General features: G+C 28.4%; 23 protein-coding genes and 1 riboswitch. Of the genes, 6 read left to right on the forward strand and 17 right to left on the reverse strand.

The annotated features are described in order from the left end of the window. Positions 1 to 29 precede the first annotated feature (29 nt). Entirely contained in the window at positions 30 to 1,502 is a 1,473-nt protein-coding gene (locus ARA19_RS15255; protein WP_055071781.1) for a leucyl aminopeptidase, read from the reverse strand. 216 nt (positions 1,503 to 1,718) lie between these two features. Beyond that, the gene (nrdG, locus tag ARA19_RS15260; protein WP_055071782.1) at positions 1,719 to 2,225 is read right to left on the reverse strand and encodes an anaerobic ribonucleoside-triphosphate reductase activating protein; all 507 of its coding nucleotides are present in this window, start codon (positions 2,223 to 2,225) and stop codon (positions 1,719 to 1,721) included. 353 nt (positions 2,226 to 2,578) lie between these two features. Between nrdG and ARA19_RS15265 the strand changes: the two genes are divergently transcribed. The 3 genes from ARA19_RS15265 to ARA19_RS15275 are packed head-to-tail and all read left to right on the forward strand — an operon-like array spanning position 2,579 to position 4,463. Continuing rightward, the gene (locus ARA19_RS15265; RefSeq protein ID WP_055071783.1) at positions 2,579 to 2,953 is read left to right on the forward strand and encodes a GntR family transcriptional regulator; all 375 of its coding nucleotides are present in this window, start codon (positions 2,579 to 2,581) and stop codon (positions 2,951 to 2,953) included. Positions 2,954 to 2,955: 2 nt separating this feature from the next. Then, a complete protein-coding gene (locus ARA19_RS15270) occupies positions 2,956 to 3,813 on the forward strand; it encodes an ABC transporter ATP-binding protein (protein WP_055071784.1) in 858 nt (285 codons plus the stop codon). Next, positions 3,813 to 4,463: an ABC-2 transporter permease gene (locus tag ARA19_RS15275; protein ID WP_055071785.1), complete on the forward strand. Its 651-nt coding sequence runs from the start codon at positions 3,813 to 3,815 to the stop codon at positions 4,461 to 4,463. Before ARA19_RS15270 ends, ARA19_RS15275 begins: the two co-directional genes overlap by 1 nt. Before the next feature lie 37 nt (positions 4,464 to 4,500). Here ARA19_RS15275 and ARA19_RS17660 read toward each other — a convergent pair whose 3' ends face one another. The 8 genes from ARA19_RS17660 to nrdD form a co-directional block, all read right to left on the reverse strand. Continuing rightward, a complete protein-coding gene (locus ARA19_RS17660) occupies positions 4,501 to 4,665 on the reverse strand; it encodes a hypothetical protein (protein WP_157452255.1) in 165 nt (54 codons plus the stop codon). A 76-nt stretch (positions 4,666 to 4,741) separates the two neighbouring features. Next, positions 4,742 to 4,915, reverse strand: coding sequence for a hypothetical protein (locus ARA19_RS17665; RefSeq protein WP_157452256.1), 174 nt, complete (start codon positions 4,913 to 4,915; stop codon positions 4,742 to 4,744). A 76-nt stretch (positions 4,916 to 4,991) separates the two neighbouring features. Then, the gene (locus ARA19_RS17670) at positions 4,992 to 5,159 is read right to left on the reverse strand and encodes a hypothetical protein (RefSeq protein WP_157452257.1); all 168 of its coding nucleotides are present in this window, start codon (positions 5,157 to 5,159) and stop codon (positions 4,992 to 4,994) included. Positions 5,160 to 5,797: 638 nt separating this feature from the next. After that, complete coding sequence (locus ARA19_RS15280) at positions 5,798 to 7,717, reverse strand: aconitate hydratase (RefSeq protein WP_055071786.1); 1,920 nt, start codon at positions 7,715 to 7,717, stop codon at positions 5,798 to 5,800. Between the two features lie 59 nt (positions 7,718 to 7,776). After that, complete coding sequence (gene nifV / locus ARA19_RS15285) at positions 7,777 to 8,916, reverse strand: homocitrate synthase (RefSeq protein ID WP_423230611.1); 1,140 nt, start codon at positions 8,914 to 8,916, stop codon at positions 7,777 to 7,779. Positions 8,917 to 9,231: 315 nt separating this feature from the next. Further along, positions 9,232 to 10,605: a methyl-accepting chemotaxis protein gene (locus ARA19_RS15290; RefSeq protein ID WP_055071788.1), complete on the reverse strand. Its 1,374-nt coding sequence runs from the start codon at positions 10,603 to 10,605 to the stop codon at positions 9,232 to 9,234. Between the two features lie 115 nt (positions 10,606 to 10,720). Beyond that, positions 10,721 to 11,713 carry an adenosine deaminase gene (gene add, locus ARA19_RS15295; RefSeq protein ID WP_055071789.1) on the reverse strand — a complete coding sequence of 331 codons (993 nt, stop codon included), beginning with the start codon at positions 11,711 to 11,713 and terminating at the stop codon, positions 10,721 to 10,723. 95 nt (positions 11,714 to 11,808) lie between these two features. Continuing rightward, a riboswitch (purine riboswitch) is annotated at positions 11,809 to 11,908 on the reverse strand. A 197-nt stretch (positions 11,909 to 12,105) separates the two neighbouring features. After that, positions 12,106 to 14,223 carry an anaerobic ribonucleoside-triphosphate reductase gene (nrdD, locus tag ARA19_RS15300; protein ID WP_055071790.1) on the reverse strand — a complete coding sequence of 706 codons (2,118 nt, stop codon included), beginning with the start codon at positions 14,221 to 14,223 and terminating at the stop codon, positions 12,106 to 12,108. Positions 14,224 to 14,524: 301 nt separating this feature from the next. Here nrdD and ARA19_RS15305 point away from each other — a divergent pair, with 301 nt between their 5' ends. The 3 genes from ARA19_RS15305 to ARA19_RS15315 all read left to right on the forward strand — a co-directional run bounded on the left by ARA19_RS15305 (position 14,525) and on the right by ARA19_RS15315 (position 16,735). Beyond that, positions 14,525 to 15,259: a sulfite exporter TauE/SafE family protein gene (locus tag ARA19_RS15305; protein ID WP_055071791.1), complete on the forward strand. Its 735-nt coding sequence runs from the start codon at positions 14,525 to 14,527 to the stop codon at positions 15,257 to 15,259. Between the two features lie 184 nt (positions 15,260 to 15,443). After that, on the forward strand, positions 15,444 to 16,289 hold the full coding sequence (locus ARA19_RS15310; RefSeq protein ID WP_055071792.1) for a DegV family protein: 846 nt from the start codon (positions 15,444 to 15,446) through the stop codon (positions 16,287 to 16,289). Positions 16,290 to 16,306: 17 nt separating this feature from the next. Beyond that, positions 16,307 to 16,735: a PadR family transcriptional regulator gene (locus ARA19_RS15315; RefSeq protein WP_055071793.1), complete on the forward strand. Its 429-nt coding sequence runs from the start codon at positions 16,307 to 16,309 to the stop codon at positions 16,733 to 16,735. Positions 16,736 to 16,799: 64 nt separating this feature from the next. Here ARA19_RS15315 and ARA19_RS15320 read toward each other — a convergent pair whose 3' ends face one another. From ARA19_RS15320 to ARA19_RS15350, 7 genes are all read right to left on the reverse strand, one after another. Continuing rightward, the gene (locus ARA19_RS15320) at positions 16,800 to 16,991 is read right to left on the reverse strand and encodes a ferredoxin (RefSeq protein WP_055071794.1); all 192 of its coding nucleotides are present in this window, start codon (positions 16,989 to 16,991) and stop codon (positions 16,800 to 16,802) included. Positions 16,992 to 17,208: 217 nt separating this feature from the next. Continuing rightward, positions 17,209 to 17,397: a ferredoxin gene (locus ARA19_RS15325; protein ID WP_055071795.1), complete on the reverse strand. Its 189-nt coding sequence runs from the start codon at positions 17,395 to 17,397 to the stop codon at positions 17,209 to 17,211. Positions 17,398 to 17,643: 246 nt separating this feature from the next. After that, positions 17,644 to 18,501: an Mrp/NBP35 family ATP-binding protein gene (locus ARA19_RS15330; RefSeq protein WP_055071796.1), complete on the reverse strand. Its 858-nt coding sequence runs from the start codon at positions 18,499 to 18,501 to the stop codon at positions 17,644 to 17,646. A 12-nt stretch (positions 18,502 to 18,513) separates the two neighbouring features. After that, the gene (locus tag ARA19_RS15335) at positions 18,514 to 19,338 is read right to left on the reverse strand and encodes a YhfM domain-containing protein (RefSeq protein WP_055071797.1); all 825 of its coding nucleotides are present in this window, start codon (positions 19,336 to 19,338) and stop codon (positions 18,514 to 18,516) included. Positions 19,339 to 19,341: 3 nt separating this feature from the next. Next, the gene (locus ARA19_RS15340) at positions 19,342 to 20,100 is read right to left on the reverse strand and encodes a prolipoprotein diacylglyceryl transferase (RefSeq protein WP_055071798.1); all 759 of its coding nucleotides are present in this window, start codon (positions 20,098 to 20,100) and stop codon (positions 19,342 to 19,344) included. A 110-nt stretch (positions 20,101 to 20,210) separates the two neighbouring features. Next, entirely contained in the window at positions 20,211 to 20,741 is a 531-nt protein-coding gene (locus ARA19_RS15345; protein WP_055071799.1) for a hypothetical protein, read from the reverse strand. Between the two features lie 200 nt (positions 20,742 to 20,941). Further along, on the reverse strand, positions 20,942 to 22,450 hold the full coding sequence (locus ARA19_RS15350) for a hypothetical protein (protein ID WP_055071800.1): 1,509 nt from the start codon (positions 22,448 to 22,450) through the stop codon (positions 20,942 to 20,944). Between the last annotated feature and the right edge of the window lie 139 nt (positions 22,451 to 22,589).

Here is a 22,589-nt window from a genome sequence, read left to right on the forward strand (position 1 = left end):
GAAAAAAAGGAGTCTTTTGACTCCTTTTTTTATCTTAATTTAGCTAATTCGTAAAGAATTCTAGCCCCTTCTCCTGTTGCTCCTTTAGGACAATAATCAACTGCTGAACCTAACCAAGCAGTTCCTGCTATGTCTAAATGTAACCAAGGTTTATCTTCAACAAACTCACCAATAAATAAACCTGCAGTTATTGTTCCAGCATGTCTGCCACCAACATTTTTAAGGTCTGCAATATCTGATTTTATAAGTTTTTTGTATTCTTCAAAAGCAGGTAATTTCCAAACCTTTTCTCCAGTTAATGAAGAAGCTTTCTCTAAATCATTGTAAAACTCATCATTATTTGTAACGACTCCTGTTGCTGTTGTTCCTAAAGCAACTAAAGCTGCACCTGTTAAAGTAGCTATATCAACAACTTCACTAGCTCCTTCTTTTCTTATTGCATAAGTTACAGCATCAACTAAAGTTAATCTTCCTTCTGCATCTGTATTAAGTACTTCTATATTTTTTCCACCCATTGATCCTATTATATCTCCTGGTTTATATGAAGCACCTGATATAGCATTTTCACAAGCAGCAACTACAGCTACAACATTTTTCTTAATATTCTTTTGAGCAATTAAGCACATAGCTCCAATTACAGCAGCAGCACCACCCATATCAGATTTCATTGTATCCATTGAAGTACTTGGTTTTAATGAGTATCCACCAGTATCAAAAGTTAATCCTTTACCAACTAAAGCTAATCTCTTATCTTTGTTATCTGGCTCTCCAAAGTGTCTCATAACTATTAACTTAGGCTCATTTATTGATCCCTTAGCTACATTTAAGAAAGCTTCCATTCCTAATTCTTCGATTTCTTTTAAGTCTTTAACTTCAACTTCAAAACCAAACTCTTTTCCAAGTTTAACAGCTTCATCAGCTAATAAAGATGGAATCATTATATTTGCAGGTTCATTAACTAAATCTCTTGCTATAATAGTTCCTTCTGAAAGCATAACTGCTTCTTCAACTACTGCTTCAAATTGATCTAACTCAACATTGCATCTATGTCCACCTAAATCTACTATTAAATCCTTAGCCTTTTTTTCTTCTGTACTGTATTTATCAAATTTATATGCACCTAATATTAAACCTTCTGTAGCTCCTTTTACGAATCCTGCCATTTCAAATTTTTCTAAATATGGTAATCCTACAAATACTTCACTACTCTTTAAAGTTTCTAGGTTCTTAATAACTTTACCAAAAGCTTTTCTTACTTTATCTACAGTTAACCCATCTTCTTTTCCAAGCCCTAAGAAAACTATATCTTGAACACGACCATCTTTTGTTCTTGTACTATTGAAAGTTGTTCCAAAAGCACCTTTGAATTGATCTCTTTCTTCTAATCTTTTTAATGTGTTATTAACTTCTTCATTAGGTATACTTAAATTGCCTTCAAAGAATGGAAATATTATAGTATCTACCTCTCTGCAAGCTTTTTTATTTATAGTTACTTTTATCATAAAATCACCTCTATATTAAGTATTTCTTAAATATAATTAAATATTTAAAATTAATCATTATTATTCAAATCATTTCAGAGTAAATTACTCTACTAATTATTATTTTAACACTTTTTTATATAATTGTAAGTAACCTTAGATACATTTTTTAAAATTCTATTAATTTTTTATTATTCATCACATAATACTCTAATCTATATATGAAATTATCTTCTACTAAAATTCAAGTAAATTCACTTTCTTTTCCATTAAACTGCTTTTTACATCTATTATTCTTTGATTTGATGATCCTTTAAATTTAAGATTATCATTCTTTAAAGCTTCTTCAAATCTTCCATCAACTAATATATCTATATTTTCAATTAACTCTCTCCACCCAGATATTTTATCTAAGTTCTCTAATATATATTCAAACTTATAACCTGTAAATACCCAAATATTTAATCCTATTTCTTTAAATCTTTTTGCCATATAAGCAAAACTTTCACCCTGTTCTAAAGGATCACCACCACTAAAGGTAACACCTTTTATCATAGGATTATTTTTCACATCCTCTATTAAAGAATCTATATCAAATTCCTCTCCACCTTCAAAATCATGTGTTTCTGGATTAAAACATCCTTTACAATTATGCTTACATCCTTGAGTAAAGAAAACCCTCCTAAGTCCTGGTCCATTAACCAAACTTTCATAAGCTATTCCAGATAACCTAACCTTCTTCATGTAAAACTCCTCCATTAAAAATCCTAAAAAAATATGGCTGTCTCAAAACAACCATACTTATATTATATATTATTTTATTTCATTAAATACAAGGATGTAATTACCAATAACTTACTATTCCCTAAATTTAATCTCTTTCCTAAAAAAATTTATATCTATTTTATACTTTCTACTTTCTTCTACTTCCATAATCAGATTATATATTATTAAAAAATAAACTCCAAATTATAAAAAAAATTTGTCGAACGATTTTTATTTACATTTTAATCCTATAATTGTACTATTTAACTATAAACTGTATATACTGTTTATATACAGTTAATAACAGTCCGTAAATAAAGGAGACTAGGTTCATGAATATAATTATTTCAAATACTTCCTCAGTTCCTCTTTATGAGCAAATAAAAAATCAAATAGAAAGTTCCATTCTAAAAGGTACTATTACTACTGGTGAAGCTTTACCTTCTATAAGATTTTTAGCTAAAGAGCTTAAAGTAAGTATTATAACAACCAAAAAAGCTTATGAAGAACTTGAAAAGGATGGACTAATAGAAACCATTGCCGGAAAAGGTTCTTTTGTAGCAAATAAAAACAGCTCTAGATTAAGAGAACTTGGAATTTCAAAATTTGAAGATAATCTAACAAACGCTATAAAAATAGCTAAATCTATAAATCTATCTTTAGATGAGTGTGTAGAAATTTTAAAAATTATTTATGAGGAGGACTAAAAATGAATGCGGTAAAATTAAATAATATACAAAAATCTTTAGGAAACTTCAACTTAAATATTGATAATTTAGAAGTTAAAGAAGGCTATATTACAGGATTCATTGGGAAAAATGGTTCTGGTAAAACAACAACAATAAAACTAATTATGAATATGTTAATTCCTAGTAGTGGTGAAATAACTCTTTGGAATAAAGAAATGTTAAACAATGAAATTGAAATTAAACAACAAATTGCTTATATAGGAATTGATTCTGGATTTCCTATAGATTCTAAATTAAAAACAATAAAAAAAATTATTTCTCCATTTTATAAAAATTGGGATGATAATATTTATAAAAACTATATAAAAAAATTTAATTTAGATGAAAATAAAAAATTTAAGGATTTATCTCAAGGAATGAAAAAACAATTTGAATTAGTTATTGCCCTTAGTCACAAACCTAAACTTCTTATAATGGATGAACCTACAGCAAATCTAGATCCTGTTATAAGAAATGAGCTTTTAGAAATACTCAATGATAATATGCAAAATGGAGACTTATCAATTTTTTATTCAACTCATATAACTAGTGATTTAGAAAAATCCGCAGACTTTATATATTTTATTGATAAAGGAAAAATAATTTTAAAAGGCGAAAAAGACAACCTTTTAGAAAGCCATAGACTTGTTAAAGGACCTTTACACTTATTAAATGTAGAAAGTGAAAAATTATTTATTTCTATAAGTAAAAATAGCTTTGGCTTTGAAGGATTATGCTCTGACTTTAAAAATGCATATAACTTTTTTGGTGATGAAGCTAACTATGAAAAAGCAACTTTAGATCATATTATGTTCTATTATACAAGGGGGAACAATTAATGAATAACATTATTAATTTAGTAAAAAAAGAATTTTTAGCAATTAATATTCTTCATCCAAGATATTTATTAATAATAATTATGGCTATTGCTTACAGTTTATTTATTCCTAAGTTCGTACCTATTTCCTATTACATGCTAACTCTGATAATAGTCATTAATTCATTCTATATGGATGAAGCTTCAAGAGGTAACTATTTAACCTATTCACTACCTGTAAGCAAGAAGGAATACATTATTTCTAAATATATTTTTTCTTTAGTATCAATATTAATCATAGTATTAATAATTTCTATAGGTAGCTTTATAGGGAACACTCTATGTACCTCTCTAGGTTTATCCATAGGAGAACCATCTTTATTATCATTTAAAACAACTTTCTTATTTGGAATAAGTCTATGTTTATGTATGGTTGGCATAATAATCCCTGCTATTATAAAATTTACTTACAAAAATTTATCCGCTATCTTTACAATAATTATGCTTGCTATGGCTTTTAGTGCTAGTTCCTTAATGACTAATCTGCCTAAAGATATTTCAATTAATATAAATAATCTAGCTATAATTGCTTCTTTAGCTTCAATATTATTATTCTTTGCTTCATTCTTTATAAGTAAAACAATAATGAAGAAAAAAGAAATATTAAACTAAAAAAGAGACCTTTATTAGGTCTCTTTTTAGATTAAATTTATCTCGGGAGATGCTGTATCATAGTCCATGAAACATCTCTATTTCTGTATGTAGGCATTACTTCCCCTTGTTTTAATGCAACAGCTGTCTTTCCATGTTCTTCTGTTCTCCATATTCCTGATACTGGACAAATATCTCCTGTTAATATATTCTTTCCTATCATTCTTTCTTCCTCCTGCTCATTTATTTTTAAACGTTTACTATAACTATTAAAAATTTTTCCCCATATTAATATTCTACTATTTTAACTTTTTAGGTAAGTGTTGAATCATTCTCCAGCTTACTTCCTTATTTCTATGTGATGGCATTATTTCCCCTTGCTTTCTTACCACCGCTGTTTTTCCATGTCCTTCTGATCTCCATATTCCTGATACTGGGCATCTTTCACCTGTTAAACTTCTTCTTCCTATCATATTTTCTTCCTCCTGTTTCTTTTTTAACTTTATCTTATTATATTTAAACTGAATTTTTTATCATTTTAATAATTCATTATTTCTTAGGTAAATGTTGAATCATTCTCCAACTTACTTCCTTACTTCTATGTGATGGCATTATTTCTCCTTGCTTTCTTACCACTGCTGTTTTTCCATGTCCTTCTGATCTCCATATTCCTGATACTGGACATCTTTCACCTGTTAAACTTCTTCTTCCTATCATACTTTCTTCCTCCTGTTTCCTTTTTTTAATTTATCTTATAAGTTACTCTATTTAAACTACATTTTTACAATAATTAAATTTTAATTTTTAAAGCTAATTTTTATTAATTTATTATTTTTAGCTTTTGTTCCTTGCTACAATCTTAGTATATCATCAAATTAATTATTTGTGGGTTAATGTTGTGTAAAGAATATCATCTTTCATTTACACTTAATTCATTAATCTTATTATTTGTAAATCAATTCACATTTTAGTTAATATTTTATACATATTAAATACATTTAATAGTAAAATTTAATTTTTAAATATGGATTTTTCTTTAAATTAATTCCATTTTATTGAATATAATGTATAAAAAATAGCATTTTTATAAATTCATAACTCTATATATTCATATTTTCTTTTATCCTAATATGAATAATTCAATTTTAAAACTTGCAATTTTCATATTTTTCTTCTTTTTAAAACTAACAACTATAATAAAAAAATATTAAAACTTCACTTCTAATCAAAAATTAAATAGATAAAGTTTCCTAATAAAAGAATCTGTATGAAATCAGTACTTTAATTTATCTAATAGCTAAATAAAAAGTAAAAAGGACATATCTGTAATTCGATACATCCTCTTACTTATTAAACTACATACCTTTATTATAATTTAATGTTCCTCCAGCTTTAATTATTTCAATATCTTTTTCTGATAATTCTACTTTAACTTTAAATGTATAGTTTTTACTTATATTTTTTGCTGTTAAAATTCCCTTATCTATCTCTTCATATATATTATCAAAAGTTAAACTGTCCATAGGTTCTATTTTTTCGTAGTCCTTTGGATTCTCAAAGGTCATTGGTACTATACCACTATTAATTAAATTTGCCTTATGAATTCTAGCAAAAGATTTAACTAAAACTGCTCTTATTCCTAAATAAAGTGGTGCTAGAGCTGCATGTTCTCTACTTGAACCTTGACCGTAATTCTCTCCTCCTACAATAAATCCACCGCCATTATCTATGGCTCTCTTAGGAAACTCCTCATCTATTGTACTAAAACAATAATTAGCTAAATAAGGTATATTACTTCTATAAGGCAATAACTTAGCATTAGATGGCATTATATGGTCTGTAGTAATATTATCTTCAGCTTTTAAAACCACTTTACCCTCTAAAGATTTTCCTAAAGGCACATTAAGAGGAAATGGTTTAATATTTGGTCCTCTTACAATTTCAACATCTTCATTAATACTAGCTGGTTTTATTATCATACTATCGTCAATAATAAATTTATCTACATGTATATCTGAAAAATCAACTTCATAATCTCTAGGATCAGTTAAAACTCCACTTATAGCACTTACTGCAGCTGTTTCTGGACTTACTAAATAAACCTTTGCTGATAAAGTTCCACTTCTTCCATAGAAATTTCTATTAAATGTTCTTAATGAAACAGCATTTGTTTTAGGTGATTGTCCCATACCTATGCAAGGTCCACATCCATTTTCTAATATTCTTGCTCCTGAACTTATAATGTCAGCTAAAGCTCCATTCCTAGCTATCATCTCCATAACTTGTCTTGACCCTGGGGCAATAACTAGGCTTATATCTTTATGAACCTTTTTACCTTTAAGAATTTTAGCAACTTTCATTAAATCTTCATAGGAAGAATTTGTACAACTTCCTATGGCAATTTGATCAACTTTTATCTTTCCTATTTTATTAACTTCTTCAACATTATCTGGACTATGAGGTTTTGCTGCAAGTGGCTCTAGTTCATTTAAATCTATTGTAATTTCTAAATCATAATTAGCATCCTCATCAGCCTTAAGCTCTATATAATCCTCTGCTCTTCCTTGTGCCTTAAAAAACTCTAAAGTTCTTTCATCACTTGGAAATATTGATGTTGTAGCTCCTAGTTCTGCTCCCATATTAGTTATAGTTGCTCTTTGTGGAACTGAAAGTTCTTTAACTCCTTCACCGCAATACTCAAAAACTCTGCCAACACCACCCTTAACAGTAATTCTTCTTAATACTTCTAAGATAATATCCTTTGAAGATACCATTTTATTAAGTTTTCCAGTTAAATTAACCTTAACTACCTCTGGTGCTTTTATATAATATTCCTTACCTGCCATAGCTAAAGCAACATCAAGACCTCCTGCCCCCATAGCAAGCATTCCAACTCCACCAGCAGTTGGAGTATGACTATCAGATCCAACTAAAGTGTCCCCAGGTGTTGAAAATCTTTCTAAAAATACTTGATGACAAATTCCATTTCCAGGCTTTGAAAAATAAATACCATGCTTAGAGGCTACAGTTTCTATATACTTATGGTCATCAGCATTTTCAAAGCCTTGTTGTAACATATTGTGATCTACAAAAGCAACACTTCTCTTAGTTTTAACTCTATCAATATCCATAGCTTCAAGTTGTAAATAAGCCATAGTTCCTGTAGAATCCTGAGTTAAAGTTTGATCTATTTTAATTCCAATAGATTCTCCCGCCTTAAGTTCTCCATTAACTAAATGTTTTTTTAAAATCTTATAAACTAAATTACTTCCCATAAAAACCCCCAAATTTACCTATTTCTATACTTAATATAAATAATCATTTTTAATTGCCCCTAATAATTATTTAATTCTTTATATATTTGTGCTAATTCTTTATCAAATAAAGTTCTCTTCAATTTTACAGAAAGTGCTCTTACTTCTTCTAATATTTTTGCTGCCATTTCATCTGTTAAACTTATATTATATTCACTAAATTTATTTATTATAGCAGCCTTTCCTGAGTGTTTTCCTATAACTATTTGTCTTTGTAATCCTATTTCACTTGGGTCAAAAGCTTCATAATTTTTAGGGTCCTTTATTGCTCCATCTGCATGTATTCCTGATTCATGTCTAAACATATTTTCACCAACAATAGCCTTCCATGCTGGTAGTTTTCTTCCTGAGGCAGCTGATACATATTCACATATTTCCTTAAACATATTTGTATTAAAATTTAAATCTACACCATGGACATACTTAAGAGCCATTATAACTTCTTCTAAGGCTGCATTTCCAGCTCTTTCTCCTAATCCATTCACAGTAACTCCTATATGATTTGCTCCTCCCATAACACCAGCTAATGCATTAGCTGTTGCCATACCAAAATCATTATGCGTATGCATTTCTATATCAAAATTAGTTTTATCATATAAATATTTTATTGTATCTCTTAATCTAAAAGGTTCCATAACTCCAACTGTATCACAATATCTAAATCTATCTGCTCCTGCTTTTTTAGACTCTTCTATAAATGTAACTAAAAATTCTTTATCTGCCCTTGAAGCATCCTCTCCATTTACAGAAATATACATACCATTTCTTTTAGCAAATTCAACAGATTTTATCATATTCTCTAAAACCCATTCTCTAGATGTTCTAAGCTTATGCTTAATATGAATGTCTGAAACAGAAATAGATATTGCAACAGCATCAACTCCACATGAAATTGATTTTTCTATATCTCCTATAACCGCTCTATTCCATGCCATTATACTGCTTTTTAAATTTTTTTTGCATATTTGTTCAATTACATCTTTTTCATCTCCACCCATAGCTGGTATACCAACTTCTAATTGATCTACCCCTATTTCACTAAGCATTTGTGCTATTGTTACTTTTTCATGATTTGCAAATACCACACCTGCTGTTTGTTCTCCATCCCTTAAGGTTGTATCTACAATAGAAATTTTTCTATTCCCCAATATGTTTTCCATTATTATAACCCCCTATATGTCTTTTATTATAAATTTTACCATATTTTGTAATTATAATCTATTTAAAAATTTTATAGGTAATAGTTATATAAAATTTACTGAGTTTAAGTGTAAATTTATATAAATAACTAAAATACAAAAGGTACTGTATCAAATCAACATCTTTTGTATTACTTTTATAATAGAAAAAATATTAGAGCTTCTTTACGTAAGTTAGTGATCACAAATGATAAAGCTATATAACTAGATAAAAAGCAAAGAGGATGTATCTATTATTTGATACATCCTCTTTAAAATTACTATTTAACTTGCTGTTTAAATTTTAAATTGTTTAACGTCCTCATTTAATTTATTTATAAGTAAATCTAGTTCTCTTGAAACGCTTTCTACTTCCTTACTTAAATTTATTAATTCATCAGATGACATAGCAACTTCTTCAGTAGTTGCCGACATTTCCTCTGAAAAAGCACTTACTTGCTCTAAATTAACATGTATTTGTTCTTCTTCTTTGTGCATTTCATTAAAATCTGCATTTAATACCTTTAATGAAGGTATTATGTCATCTATTTTTCCTGATATATATTTAAATGATCCTATAGCATCAGTTGCATTACTTTGTTGTTCCTTAAGTTCTTTACTCATAGCACTAACATTATTAACTACATCTTCATTTTCATTCAATACGTTTTCAACAACTTTTGTTATTTCCTCTGAAGAATTTCTACTTTGTTCTGCAAGTTTTCTTATTTCTTCAGCTACAACTGAAAACCCTCTTCCTGCTTCTCCAGCTCTAGCAGCTTCAATAGCAGCATTTAATGCTAGTAAATTAGTCTGCTCTGAAATATTATTAATAACTTCTGTAATTTCATTTACAGATTTTATTTTATCCTCCATTATTTCAATAGACTTTACAAAATTCTCAAAATTATCATTAAATCTATTCATAGATTTAATAAGTCTTTCCATATCTTTATTACTTACTTTAGCACTTTCTCCTATTTCTACCGAAGTACTATGTATATTAGATATATTTTCATTGATATACTTTGATTTATTTCCAAATCTATTAAAGAGATTTACTACCTCTAAAATCTGCTCACTTTGAGCTATATTTCCTGTTGAAGCATCACTCATAGCTTTACTTATACTGCTTACACTATTTAACATATTCTCTGAAGTGTCATTTAAATATTTTGACTTTGAATCAACTTCTTCAGATAATAATTTAATATTTGACATAATCCCTCTTAATCCATCTTTAGTTTTTTCTATAGAGTTATAAACCTCACTAATTTCATCACTTTTACTACTTTCAATAGAATTCTCTACTTCAATAAAGTTTCCACTTTCTAAACTTGATATATTTTCTTCTAAAAACTTTATTCTTTTTACTAAATTATTAGCTACCCACACTAATAATACAGTTATCAATATAACTGAGATAATCATAATAATAATAAATATATTTCTAAATTGAGTAGCATTAGCAACATAACTATCTATCAAAGATGTTACCTTTGTATTTAATGATGAACTAGTAATAGCAGCTAAATCTAAATCGTTCATATCTTTACTCAAAATTGGTCTTAAAAAATAATTTAATGCTACTAACATTATTAAAAAAATAGATATTATAGGTAATATAACCTCTGTAATAAGCATGGATTTCAAATTTCTTTTTTTACTCATAATAAAAAACCTCCCATTTATTAACTTCGTTTAAACAATTGATAAATTTAATAAAATTTACCTTTATTTTTCTTTTGTTAATAAAAGGAGATTTTTATTTACATTTTACTTTTTATTATATTTGCTTTCTAAGCCATGCCTTTGTTTCATCATTACAAAAAGCACCTTCTACACTATTTAAATAGATTTGTTTAAATTCTTCTAAACTTAATCCTGAAACTTTATTTATACTTTCACACTCTTCTGTTAAATCTAAATTAGATACAGTTCTATTATCAGTACTTAAATTTACCTTTAAGCCATCATTTAAAAACTTTTTAGCTGGGTGATTTTTATAAGAATCTACAGCCTTTGTTTGTAAATTACTTTTTGGGCACATTTCTAAAGTTATATTATTTTCCTTTACAAGATTATAAGCAACTTCATCATCCTTTATAGCTACTGCATGTCCTATTCTTTCTGCACCTAAAAGCTTTATAGCATCTATAACATTACAGCTATAACCTGTTTCTCCAGCATGAATTGTAACTCTATATCCCATATCTCTTGCCTTTTTAAAAGCTTCCTCATATTGTGGTACAAAACCTTCTAATTCAGCTCCAGCAAGGTCTACTGCTACAACACCTTTTCCTAAGAATTCTTTTCCCTCTTCAAAAACCTCATACACTGAGTCAACAGGATGATGTCTTAAAAGACTTAATATTAGTCCACTTTTAACACCAAACTTTTCTTCTCCATCTTTAAGCCCCTCTAATACAGCATTTATTATTTGTTTTATATTTAATCCTTGTCTATTATGCAATAATGGTGCAAATCTAACTTCTATATACTTCACATTTTCCTTGCTAACATCTTCTATTAATTCAAATGCTATTCTTTTTAAGTTTTTTTCATTTTGCATTAACTTTAAAGGTAAATCAAATCTTTTTAAGTATATATCTAATGATGGACAATCTTCTGGTACAACTAATAATTCCTTAACTTCTTCGTAAGTTTTTCCTGATAAATCAATATTTTCTTCCTTTGCAAGTTCTATAACTGTTTCTGTTCTTAAAGAACCATCTAAATGACAATGTAATTCTACTTTTGGTAATTTTCTATAATCCATAATTTCCTCCTAAATTCTTTCTAAATGCTATTAAAAATTCTTTTAACTATTTCTTTATAAAAAAAAATTCTTGATTACGAAGGAAACAAAAACAAAGCCATTCTTATTTCCTTCGTAATCAAGAATTATTGGTTCTTGGTAGAGACTCCCTAACCATATTATAGGGATTATACGAAGTTCCTAATTTTTTATTATTTATATTTTATCATCTTTTTTTAATAAATCAATATATTTTTTAATTTATTTAATAATTAACATTCTCAATTTCACCATATTTTGTATGTATATATAATAAAGCTACATGGTTGTGTCCCCATGTAGCCCTAAAAGGATTAAGCCCAATAACTTTATTGGTCTTTTTCCCCTTTATATTTTATGCATTCTATAATATATTATACATTTTTATAACTTTTTTCATGACTTCCACTATGAGAAATTCTATCTGCTCTTTCCTCATACTTTCCTGGTCCAAATCTTTCATCAAGACTTAAATAACCGGTAACCCTTGATACTCCTTGTATATCTGTTGAACCACATTCTGTACATTTCATTTCTTTTTGATGTAATTGTGTTCCACAATTCTTACAATATCTTATATGGAAATTTACCCCCATATAACTTATATTAGTATTCTTGTACGCATAATTTAATATATCCATTATAACTTCTCCACTAGGAGTATCATCAACTTCTATATAACTTATATGTCCTGCATTACATAAATTATGATAAGGTGCTTCAATATCAATTTTATCTTTTATTGATATTGGATAATTAACAGGAATATGAAAACTATTAGTATAATAATCCTTATCTGTAACTCCTTTTATAACTCCAAAGGCTTTCTTATCTTGTTTTATAAATTTACCTGATAAACCTTCTGCTGGTGTTGCATAACAGCTCCAATTCAATCTATCTTCTTCAGTACATCTATCACAATAAGCTCTTATATATTGAATTATTTCAATACCTAATGCTCTCACTTCTTTATCTTCCCCATGATGTTTTCCTGTTAAAGCTATTAGCGCTTCTGCAAGACCAATAAATCCAATTCCCCATGTTCCTTGTTTTAAAATATTCTCTATACTATCATCAGGACCTAACCCTTCTGAACCTTTCATAAGACCTTGACCAGCAACAAATGGTAAATCCTTCACCTTAAGATTTTTCAATACTGAATATCTGTGTAATAAGGATTCTCTAGTTGTGCTTAGTCTATCCTGTAATAAACTGAAGAACTCTTCTTTATTTCCTTTAGCTAATATTCCTATTCTAGGTAAGTTAATAGTAGCTGGAGCTATATTTCCCCTACCTTTGCATCCAGGTTCCCCATTAATATTTTTCATAAGATATGTTCTACATCCCATTGTTGCAGGCATATAACCTTGGTCATAATAATATTTATTAAAGTCAGCATCTATATTCATAAAAGTAGGATTCATTCTTCTTGAAGCTACTCTACAAGCTAATTTATATAAATAGTAATAAGGATCTGATTCTTCTCTATTAACCCCTTCTTTAACTCTAAATATTATATTTGGGAAAATAGGTTGCTCTCCCTTTCCTAATCCCTTTTCAAACTCTTCAAGGAATATTTCACAAACTAAAGCTGCATCGCTATTAGTTGGTATACCTAAATTAATAGATGAAAATGGAACTTGTGAACCTGCTCTTGAATGCATTGTATTTAGATTATATATAACACCTTGCATAGCTTGGTGTATTCTTTCTCTTAATTTTTTCTCTACTAACTCTTCTAATTTTTCATCTGATATTCCTAACTCTTCATACTCAACTCTAATTTCCTCTCTTGTCGGCTCTACAAAAACAGATAAATCATTATCATAATCAGCATGAGATTGTCCTCCAAACATATCATTCTGTGTTGCTTGAAGAAGTATACATGATAACTCTGCTGCAGTCTCTATTCTTCTTGGCTTATTTATTGTTCCATAACCAGTATTAAAGCCTCTTTCTAAAATCTCTCTTGTTGGTATATGAAGACAATTAGTAGTTAAATTATAAGAATCTAAATCATGAAAATATATATCTCCATTTTCATGACACTTCGCTAAGTGCTTTGGCATATTAGCTAGATTGTGCCACTTATTTGATTCTGAAGCAATTCTTAATAATTTTGATGAAAAATTATTTCCTACGTTAGCATTATCTCTATCAGTTTCAACACCTATTTTTCCTATAGCTTTCATTAAATCTGATTTTATTTCTCTTACCCTTGTACGTTCATTTCTATAATTAGCATAATTAACTGCTATATCTCTATATCCAGTATCTTTTAATCCTTTCTCAACGAAATTTTGGATTTCTTCAACTGATATTTTTTCTTTTTGTGTTTCCTCTATATAACAAATTACTTTTTGAGTTATTTCTAAAATTTCGCTTAGTTTAAATTCTTTCCCTAGCTCTTGAGATGACCTTTTGATGGCATTAGCTATTTTTTCTGAATTAAACTTAACTTCTCTTCCATCCCTTTTCACAACATATAGCATTTTGTTCCCTCCATCTATACAATATCTTGTATCACATTTACCATTTATCAATTATAGCTCAATAAAAGAGTAATTACTAATTTTAAATTTTCCTCCTTTTTTTAAAAACTAAATTTATATCTTAATTCCTCTTGAATTTAAACAATTATTCCATTTATCTTAGGTTGACAAAAAACATTTTATGTATTTTTTTACTTTTATAGAAAATTATAATAATTTGACATAATTAACTCATTAATCTAAAATTTAAGTTATTGCAAATGATTTGCATTTATTTTTTTATACTTAAGAGGAGTTCTTTATGATTTACTTTTTAATAGCATTAGTAGCTTGTTCTATAGGGAGTTTTGTTGGTCTTGGTGGGGATTTAATGATTATACCTTGCCTACTTTCTTTAGGTATACCTAAAGAACTTATTTCTATAAATACTGACTTAACAATGTTTTTTATGTCCCTATTATCTACATATATTTATTTAAGAAGAAAGCAAGGAAACTTTAAAACTGCAATTCTTATGGCAATAGGAATAATCCCTGGTGCCTCCTTAGGAGTCTTTTTAAATAGTACTATTACAATACCTATGTTTAAGATATTTTTTATATGCTTAATAGTTATCCTTATGGTAATGGTAGTTTTAAAAAACAATTTAAATTCTCTTAAGCTCCCAACCATAACTAAACCTATTATAGGATTATTCATTGGTGTTATTTCTGGACTTTTTGGTATTGGTGGAGGTATAATTTTAATTCCTGTTTTATTAATCTTTTATAACCTAAATCAAAAAGAAGCTGCTGCCACAACCATGTATTTAGTATTCATAAGTAGCATAGTCACCGTTAGTAGCTATTATTTAAGAGGTTTTACAGATATTCATTATGCTTTTTACATGATACCAGGAGCATTAATAGGCTCTAGAATAGGGACATACTTTAATAAAACAGCTAGTAATAAATCAATTTCAATAATATTTAACTTAATATTACTAGGTATATTCTTAAAAGAAGTAACCCCCTTTATATTCAGTTTCATTAAATAAAATATATTAAAAAATTACTTTCATCTTTTTTTGAAAGTAATTTTTTCTTTATTTATTAATTTCTATTCATAAAAATTAAAGGATTATAAACATTATCACTATTGATATAGTTTATTACTGTATTATATAATTTAGTTATAAATATAACTAAATATGGGTAAATATTGAATAGGGGGATAAATTTATGCAGAAAATAGCAATCATAACAGATAGCTCCTGTGATTTAAGTACAGAGGATAGAGAGAAATACGGTATCTTTTCATTACCATTAAGGATTATATATAAAGATAGAGAATATTTAGACTACGTTAACATTACACCACAAGAAATTTACGATAACTTTGAAAATGAAATTCCCACTACATCATTACCTTGTAGTGAATATATAAATACACTCTTTGATAAACTTGAAAATGAAGGTTACACCCATGTAATAGGTGTATTTATGTCTCAAGCTTTATCAGGAACATTTAATGCTGTAAGACTACAACTAGAAGAAAGAACAAAATTTAAATATCACTTATTTGATAGTAAAACAGTTGGCCATCCTCTAGGTCTTATGACTGTAAAGTGTTGTGATTTAATTAAAGAAGGAAAGAATTTTGATGAAATAGTTGCCCTACTTCCTAAAATTAGAGAAAATACTTATGGATATTTTACAGTAAATACTTTAGAATATTTAAAAGCTGGTGGAAGAATAGGAAGAGTTGCAGGTACAATAGGAGATATGCTTAATTTGAAACCTATAATAACTGTTGATGAAGAAGGTTCTTATGTCACAGCAGCTAAAGCTAGGGGTCGAAAAAAAGCTTTAAAAGGTATTTCAGATATTGCAAAAAAAATCATTGATGAATCTCCTTGCGAACTCCATATACTTCAAGGTGATGCCTTAGAAGAAGCGACAGCAATATACGAAAATCTAAAAACTCATCCTAATGTAAAGAAAATAAGTATAGAACATATAGGTGCTGCTGTAGGAGTTCATACAGGACCTAAATTAATAGGTTTTTCATTATTAAAAGAATTTTAACTTAAGAGAGGCTGACTATGTATATAAATGCTGAAGAAAAAGAATTATATGAGAAATATAAAAGAGAAATAAAAAATTATAAGAAAGTAAAAAAAGAAAGTAATTCAGTAACTCAAGTTTTTACTAAAGGCTTATTACAAATATATGTATTATACATTCTTAGCCTAGGTCCTACCAACGGTAATGACATTTCAAAAAAAATAGGCTATAAAACAAAAGGACTATGGCTTCCTAGTACTGGAGGTATATATCCTTTATTAAAAAAATTAGAAAAATCTCAGCTTATTGAAGGACACTGGGATGATCCTATTAAAAAATTTCAAAAAATATATACAATAACTGATGTTGGATTAAAAGAATTAGAAGAGAAAAAAACTTTACTTAAACCACAAATGGAGAATTCCCTTGAGGTTTTTACTATAATTTTTGATGATTTATATAACTAATAACTGAAACTTAATTCAGATAAAAATAGGGCTATATCAACCTAATTGATATAGCCCTTATTAATTATTCTTCTATACTTATTGCACCTACTGGACATTGTTCTGCTGCATCTCTTGCATCTGAATGCATGTCTGCTGGAACATCACTTGTTATAGCTTCTGATTTTCCATCTTCTCCCATACTGAATACTCCTGGACATACTGATGTGCATAATTCACATCCAATACAAGTGTCTTTATCTACCATTGCTTTCATTAGTAATTCCTCCTTAGAATGATTCTAGTAAAACTTTTTTGTCTTACTATATAATCTTAAATAGATTTATAAAATTTTCCATTTCTAAAAAAATACCACTAACTAAATCATTTATTAAATACTTTGAATAATTGAATTATATCAATATCTAAAAAAAATAGCAATAATATTTTACTATACCATTGCTATTTTATACTTATAATATTAGACTATGCCATTATTCAGTTACATGTATTGCATCTACTGGGCATTGTTCACCAGCTTCTCTTGTATCATCTTCCATTTCTGCTGGTATATCTGTTGTTGCATCTGATTTGCCTTCACCATCCATGCTAAATACTCCTGGACATATTGATACACATAATTCACATCCAATACAAGTATCCTTATCTACAACTGCTCTCATAAAAGCACCTCTTTTCTAGAAAATATATGTAAAACTTCTAACTTAGTATAAACATCTTGATAAAAAAATATGTATTTATCTTTCTTTATTATTAGTTCTTTATCTCCATTGTATTTACTTGTAATACAAAATAATAAATCTATATAGTTAATTTTAAAAAAATAGTGGGGATGTATCTATAATTTCATACATCCCCACCTCTTTAAATTTAGTTACTTTAAATTAACTTTTCTTTATAAAATTTTATTAATAAAGCGCACTAAACACCATTGAATATAATGGACTTTCAAGAGAGTATTCTTCTGCCTTACCATTTTCTAAAGCTTCTGTTAACTCCAAATCTATTGGTAACTCTGCAATTAATGGTAATCCTAAATATTCAGCATGTTCCTCTGATGATTTCTTACTAAATACTTTCATTTTATTTCCACAATCACATTCTATGTAAGCCATGTTTTCTACAACACCTCTTACTTTAACTCCAACTTTTTCTGCCATGATTACTAGCTTCTTAACTATCATTGAAACCATATCTTGTGGTGTTGATACAACTACTAATTCTTTTACAGGATAACTTTGCATAACTGTTAATGTTACATCACCTGTTCCTGGTGGCATATCTATTAATAAATAATCTAGTTCTCCCCAATTAGTTTGTTGATATAATTGGTTAAGAACACCTATTATAACTGGACCTCTCCAAATAACAGGTTCTTCTTCTATTTCATTCACAAGATTTATAGACATTACCTTTATTCCAGTCTTACTTAATACTGGCTCAAATTTCACATTTTGATTGTCTTCAACAGGAGTCATAATTGCTCTTTCTTCATGTATTCCAAAGAATCTTGGCATTGATGGTCCTGTTATATCTGCATCTAATACGCCAACTTTATATCCTTGCTCTGCTAGTTGTGTTGCTAAAATCCCTGTTACAGTAGATTTTCCAACACCACCTTTTCCACTTATTACTCCAATTATATTTTTTATATTTCCATACTTAGGTTGTAATTTTGTAAATACATCTGATGGACACTTTCCTTCACCATTCTCATTTACTGAACTACAACTTCCTTTACTTGGACAATTTGAACAATTTCCCATAGTCTATTCCTCCTAGCTATTCCAAGATTGTGGCATTTGATCATATACTTTAATATCCCAGCCTTGATCATAGTTTCCTTGAACATAATATGCCTTTTCAGTATTATCTTGTTGATCATTTATAGTTATTACTGTTTTAAATACTTTTGTATTAAATCCATAACACTTAACATTAACAACAATATCAAAATCACTAGAATTATGATTTACTAATTGAATATTTGGAACTATTTTTCTAGCACTTAATAGAAAATCATTTATATCAGCTGATAATAAAAACTTATTACATAAATAATCATTAGCTAAGTTTACTCCAACAGTACGCTTATCAGCTGTTAATGTTGGTTCTGCTTTCTTTAAAACATCTAATATTGAATCATAATAAATCACATTAAAGTCTCTAGGTTGTTGTATAAAAGTTAAATTCTGTATAATGCTTGTATCTAACCTTCTTGATAAATGAAAATATTCATTCCCTCTATAGAAGTTACCATTATCACCATCAACAACATAATCATATGTTTGACTTTCTGTCCCCTCTGAAATTGTTACAATATAGTCTGGTGAAAGAGTGCTTTTTTCTTTAACTACTTTTGCTGATGATAACATCTTATAGATGTTTTGAATCTCACTTGGTTGAGTTACAAGGATTTTAAAACTAGGATCTCTTACACTTTGTATTGAAACCTCACTAACCCTATTTTGAGTGAAAAAGTTAAAATAATTATTCTTTAAACCAAGTTTAATAGCAATTTGATTTTTGTAGGTAAAACCAAAAAAGGCTGCTATAATAATTATTATAACTATAACTGGGAATAAAATCTTTTTTATACTCACTGCTTAGTTCTCCCTTTTTCTCTGTCTTTGTTTTAATATAATAGTTCCACCTATTAATATAAAGATTGATATAAATTGAGATGTACTCAAAATTCCAACCTCACCTCTTGGATCATTTCTCAAAAATTCAACTAATATCCTTCCTATACTATATATAATTAAATATAATGAAAAAACTTCGCCCTTTACTCTTGCTCTATTTTTCCCATACCATAGTAAAAATATTGCCAGTAGAAAATCAAATATAGCAGAATACAATTGTGTAGGATGAAGATGTAATCCTGCTGGAGCTAATGACCCTTCTGGAAATACCAAATATAATGGTCCATTAGTTACTCCTCCATAACAACATCCTGCTAATAAGCATCCTATTCTTCCAAATCCTTGACCTAAGGCAACTGCTGGTGCTATAAAATCAAATATTTCAAGAGCATTCCACTTCTCTTTTCGACAATAAAGATATACTACTAATATACCTGCTATTATGGCTCCATAAATTACAAAACCGTAACCAAAATTCTCTATAATTTCCTTTGGATTTTTAATTGTATATTTAAAATTCGTTAGTATATAAAGAATTTTGCCTCCTAAAACTCCTGAAATTATACTTATAAAAATCATATTATAAGCTTTATCTTCGTCGTATCCTTTACTTTTCATCTTTCTAATAAAAAGCATTATAGCAAGTAATATTCCTATGGCTATCATGAATCCATAACCATAAACTTTAAATCCTAAAATGTCAAAAAGGATTGGTTTCATGGACACCTCCTGCTTATAAACTATCTTTATATTAATAAAGAGAAGCCTCTTTTAGCTTCTCTCTATCCCAAATTAAATTATAATACTTATATTTTCTTAAATCAAACCTTTTATGCCCTTCTTTGAAAACTATCTAAAACGATTCTATATATTGTTTCATAATTCTCTTTATACTTATCCTTCCCTGAAGAAAAAGAAACTTTTAATATAGCCTCTTCTTCATTTAGCTTTGCATAATAAGTTTTTGTTTCATAAACTCTCCCTATAGATGTCTTTTCTTCATATACAACCTTTTTAACTGTTTTATCCCCTATTTTATCGTCTAAACTCTTAACATCTTTTATATTAGCTTCTTTTAATATGTTAATATCAGAACTCACTATGTCATCCAATGAAGAAGATGTTTTTATTATTTGTACATCTCCATTTATCCCCATCTCTTCTCCATAAAATTTATTATTGTACGCTATATATTCACCTGGATATGAAATTTCCTTACAAGCCCAATTATCAGGTAATTCATATGTTATTTGACCCTCCAATGCCTTATAGGTTAACATACTTTCAATATTATTACTAATCAATGCTACATCTTTTATTTTCCCATTAAAAAATTTTTCTCCTACAACCATAACCATCATAAGACATATTAAAATGCTAGTTACCCCCAGTTGTTTTCTATTCAATTCCTCACCTTCTTTGCAACATAATAATTAATTCTTAATAAATATATTTGAAATCTTTACTTTTTATGCTTATTTATAAAAAATAAAGAACTGTATAAATACAGTCCTTTAATCTAACTAACAACCAAAAACTCTCTACAAATTTATCTATAATTCTATTTACTTGGAACTACAACAATATTATTTTTGAAGTCATAGAACATTAACCAATATCCCATATCTTTTCCTAACTCTGGAGATGGTGCCCAAGTTACAAAGCCAGTTTTTCCATCATAAGGTTGTTGCCCTTTCTCCTTACTTCCTTTGATTCCATAAACTAAATATTTAACATTTCCATACTTATCACATTTTAATCCTACTACGAAGTGCCCATGTTTTGAGATATATGGATAATAATTAGTCATAGGATAATATAAAGCTGTATATTTATTGTAGTCAACTATATTACACATACTATCAAAGGATTTAACAGGAACCTTATACCACTTACACTTTCTTATTTCATTTGTACACCTAGTTTGCTCTAAAGAATCAACTACAGCCTCAAAAAATTCTCCAAGAGTTCCTCTTAAAGTAAAATCATCATCATCTTCTTGATAGGTATATTTCCCTATTTGACCTTCCTCTGAATTAGAATATCTTCTTCTCTCATAGCTCTTATAATTAGCATATTCATCATTTTCCTTTTCTCCTTCTTCTTTTGTTTCTTCTTTCTCTTCACTTTCTTCTCTTGTTTCTTCTCTTGTTTCTTTTCTTATTTTTTCTCTATCTTCCTTCTGTTCTTTCTCTTTTACTTCTTCCCTTTCTTCTTTTTCTAAACTTGCCCTTTTTTCACTTTCAGATTTCTTACTTTCCTCGTTTTCACTTTCTGCCTCTTCTCTTTCCTCTTTCTCTATGCTACTCTCACTTTCTTTCCCCTTCTTTTCTAATTTAGTGTCACTTTCCCTCTTCTCTTCTTCTGAAACATCCTCTACTACTATTTTTCCCTCTTCAATATCGCTATTATCTATATAGTTCTCATATTCATCATATTTACTTCTTGACTTAACACATCCACATTCAGTCTTTTTGTCCGTACTCACCTTAGCTTTCTCCACATTTTCAGTTATAGGCATTACTTTTTCTGTTACAGGTGCTACCTTTTTTGTTACAGGAGCTTCTTTTTTCTCCTTAGGCATAGTTGGTACCTCTTTCATTTGCTTAACTTCACTAACTTTATCTTCTGGCTTAACACAAATAAGCTTTTTATAACTCTTCCAATTACTTGTTGGCTTTTCGCCATTTAAAAAACCACACATTAATGATTTTAAATTTCCAGTATCTTTTTTGCATAAAGAAGCTCCAACGACCTTATCATAACTTACTCCACTATTACCTATGTTATTTGCATCAAATTCAATACTGATTTCCGCCTTTCCCTGAGGGGTTATGTTCATAGTTCCTAAGTCTAGTAATACCTCTGTGTCTTTCTTATTGCATATTAACATCATACTGCATTTACCATAATCTTTTTTAAGGTTTTGAGCATAAAAAGCAACCTTACATCTGTCATTTCTTACTTCAACCTTAGCATATCCTGATAAAGGCTTGTCATTAGCTATGGAATGTCCCTTTTCATCTTCCTGTAAAATTATAAAACTTCTATATAATTTACCGTGTGCCAATGTATTCTACCTCCGCTTTTATTTTATTTACTATATTATATGAGTATATGCTACTATTCAGAATATGCTTATAAATTTTTTTAAAATTTATAATTTTATTTTCACAAACGCAGACTTAATTCAGGTAGAGTTTTGACTC

It is taken from the genome of Clostridium massiliamazoniense (genome assembly GCF_001403635.1).
GTDB lineage: Bacteria > Bacillota > Clostridia > Clostridiales > Clostridiaceae > Sarcina > Sarcina massiliamazoniense.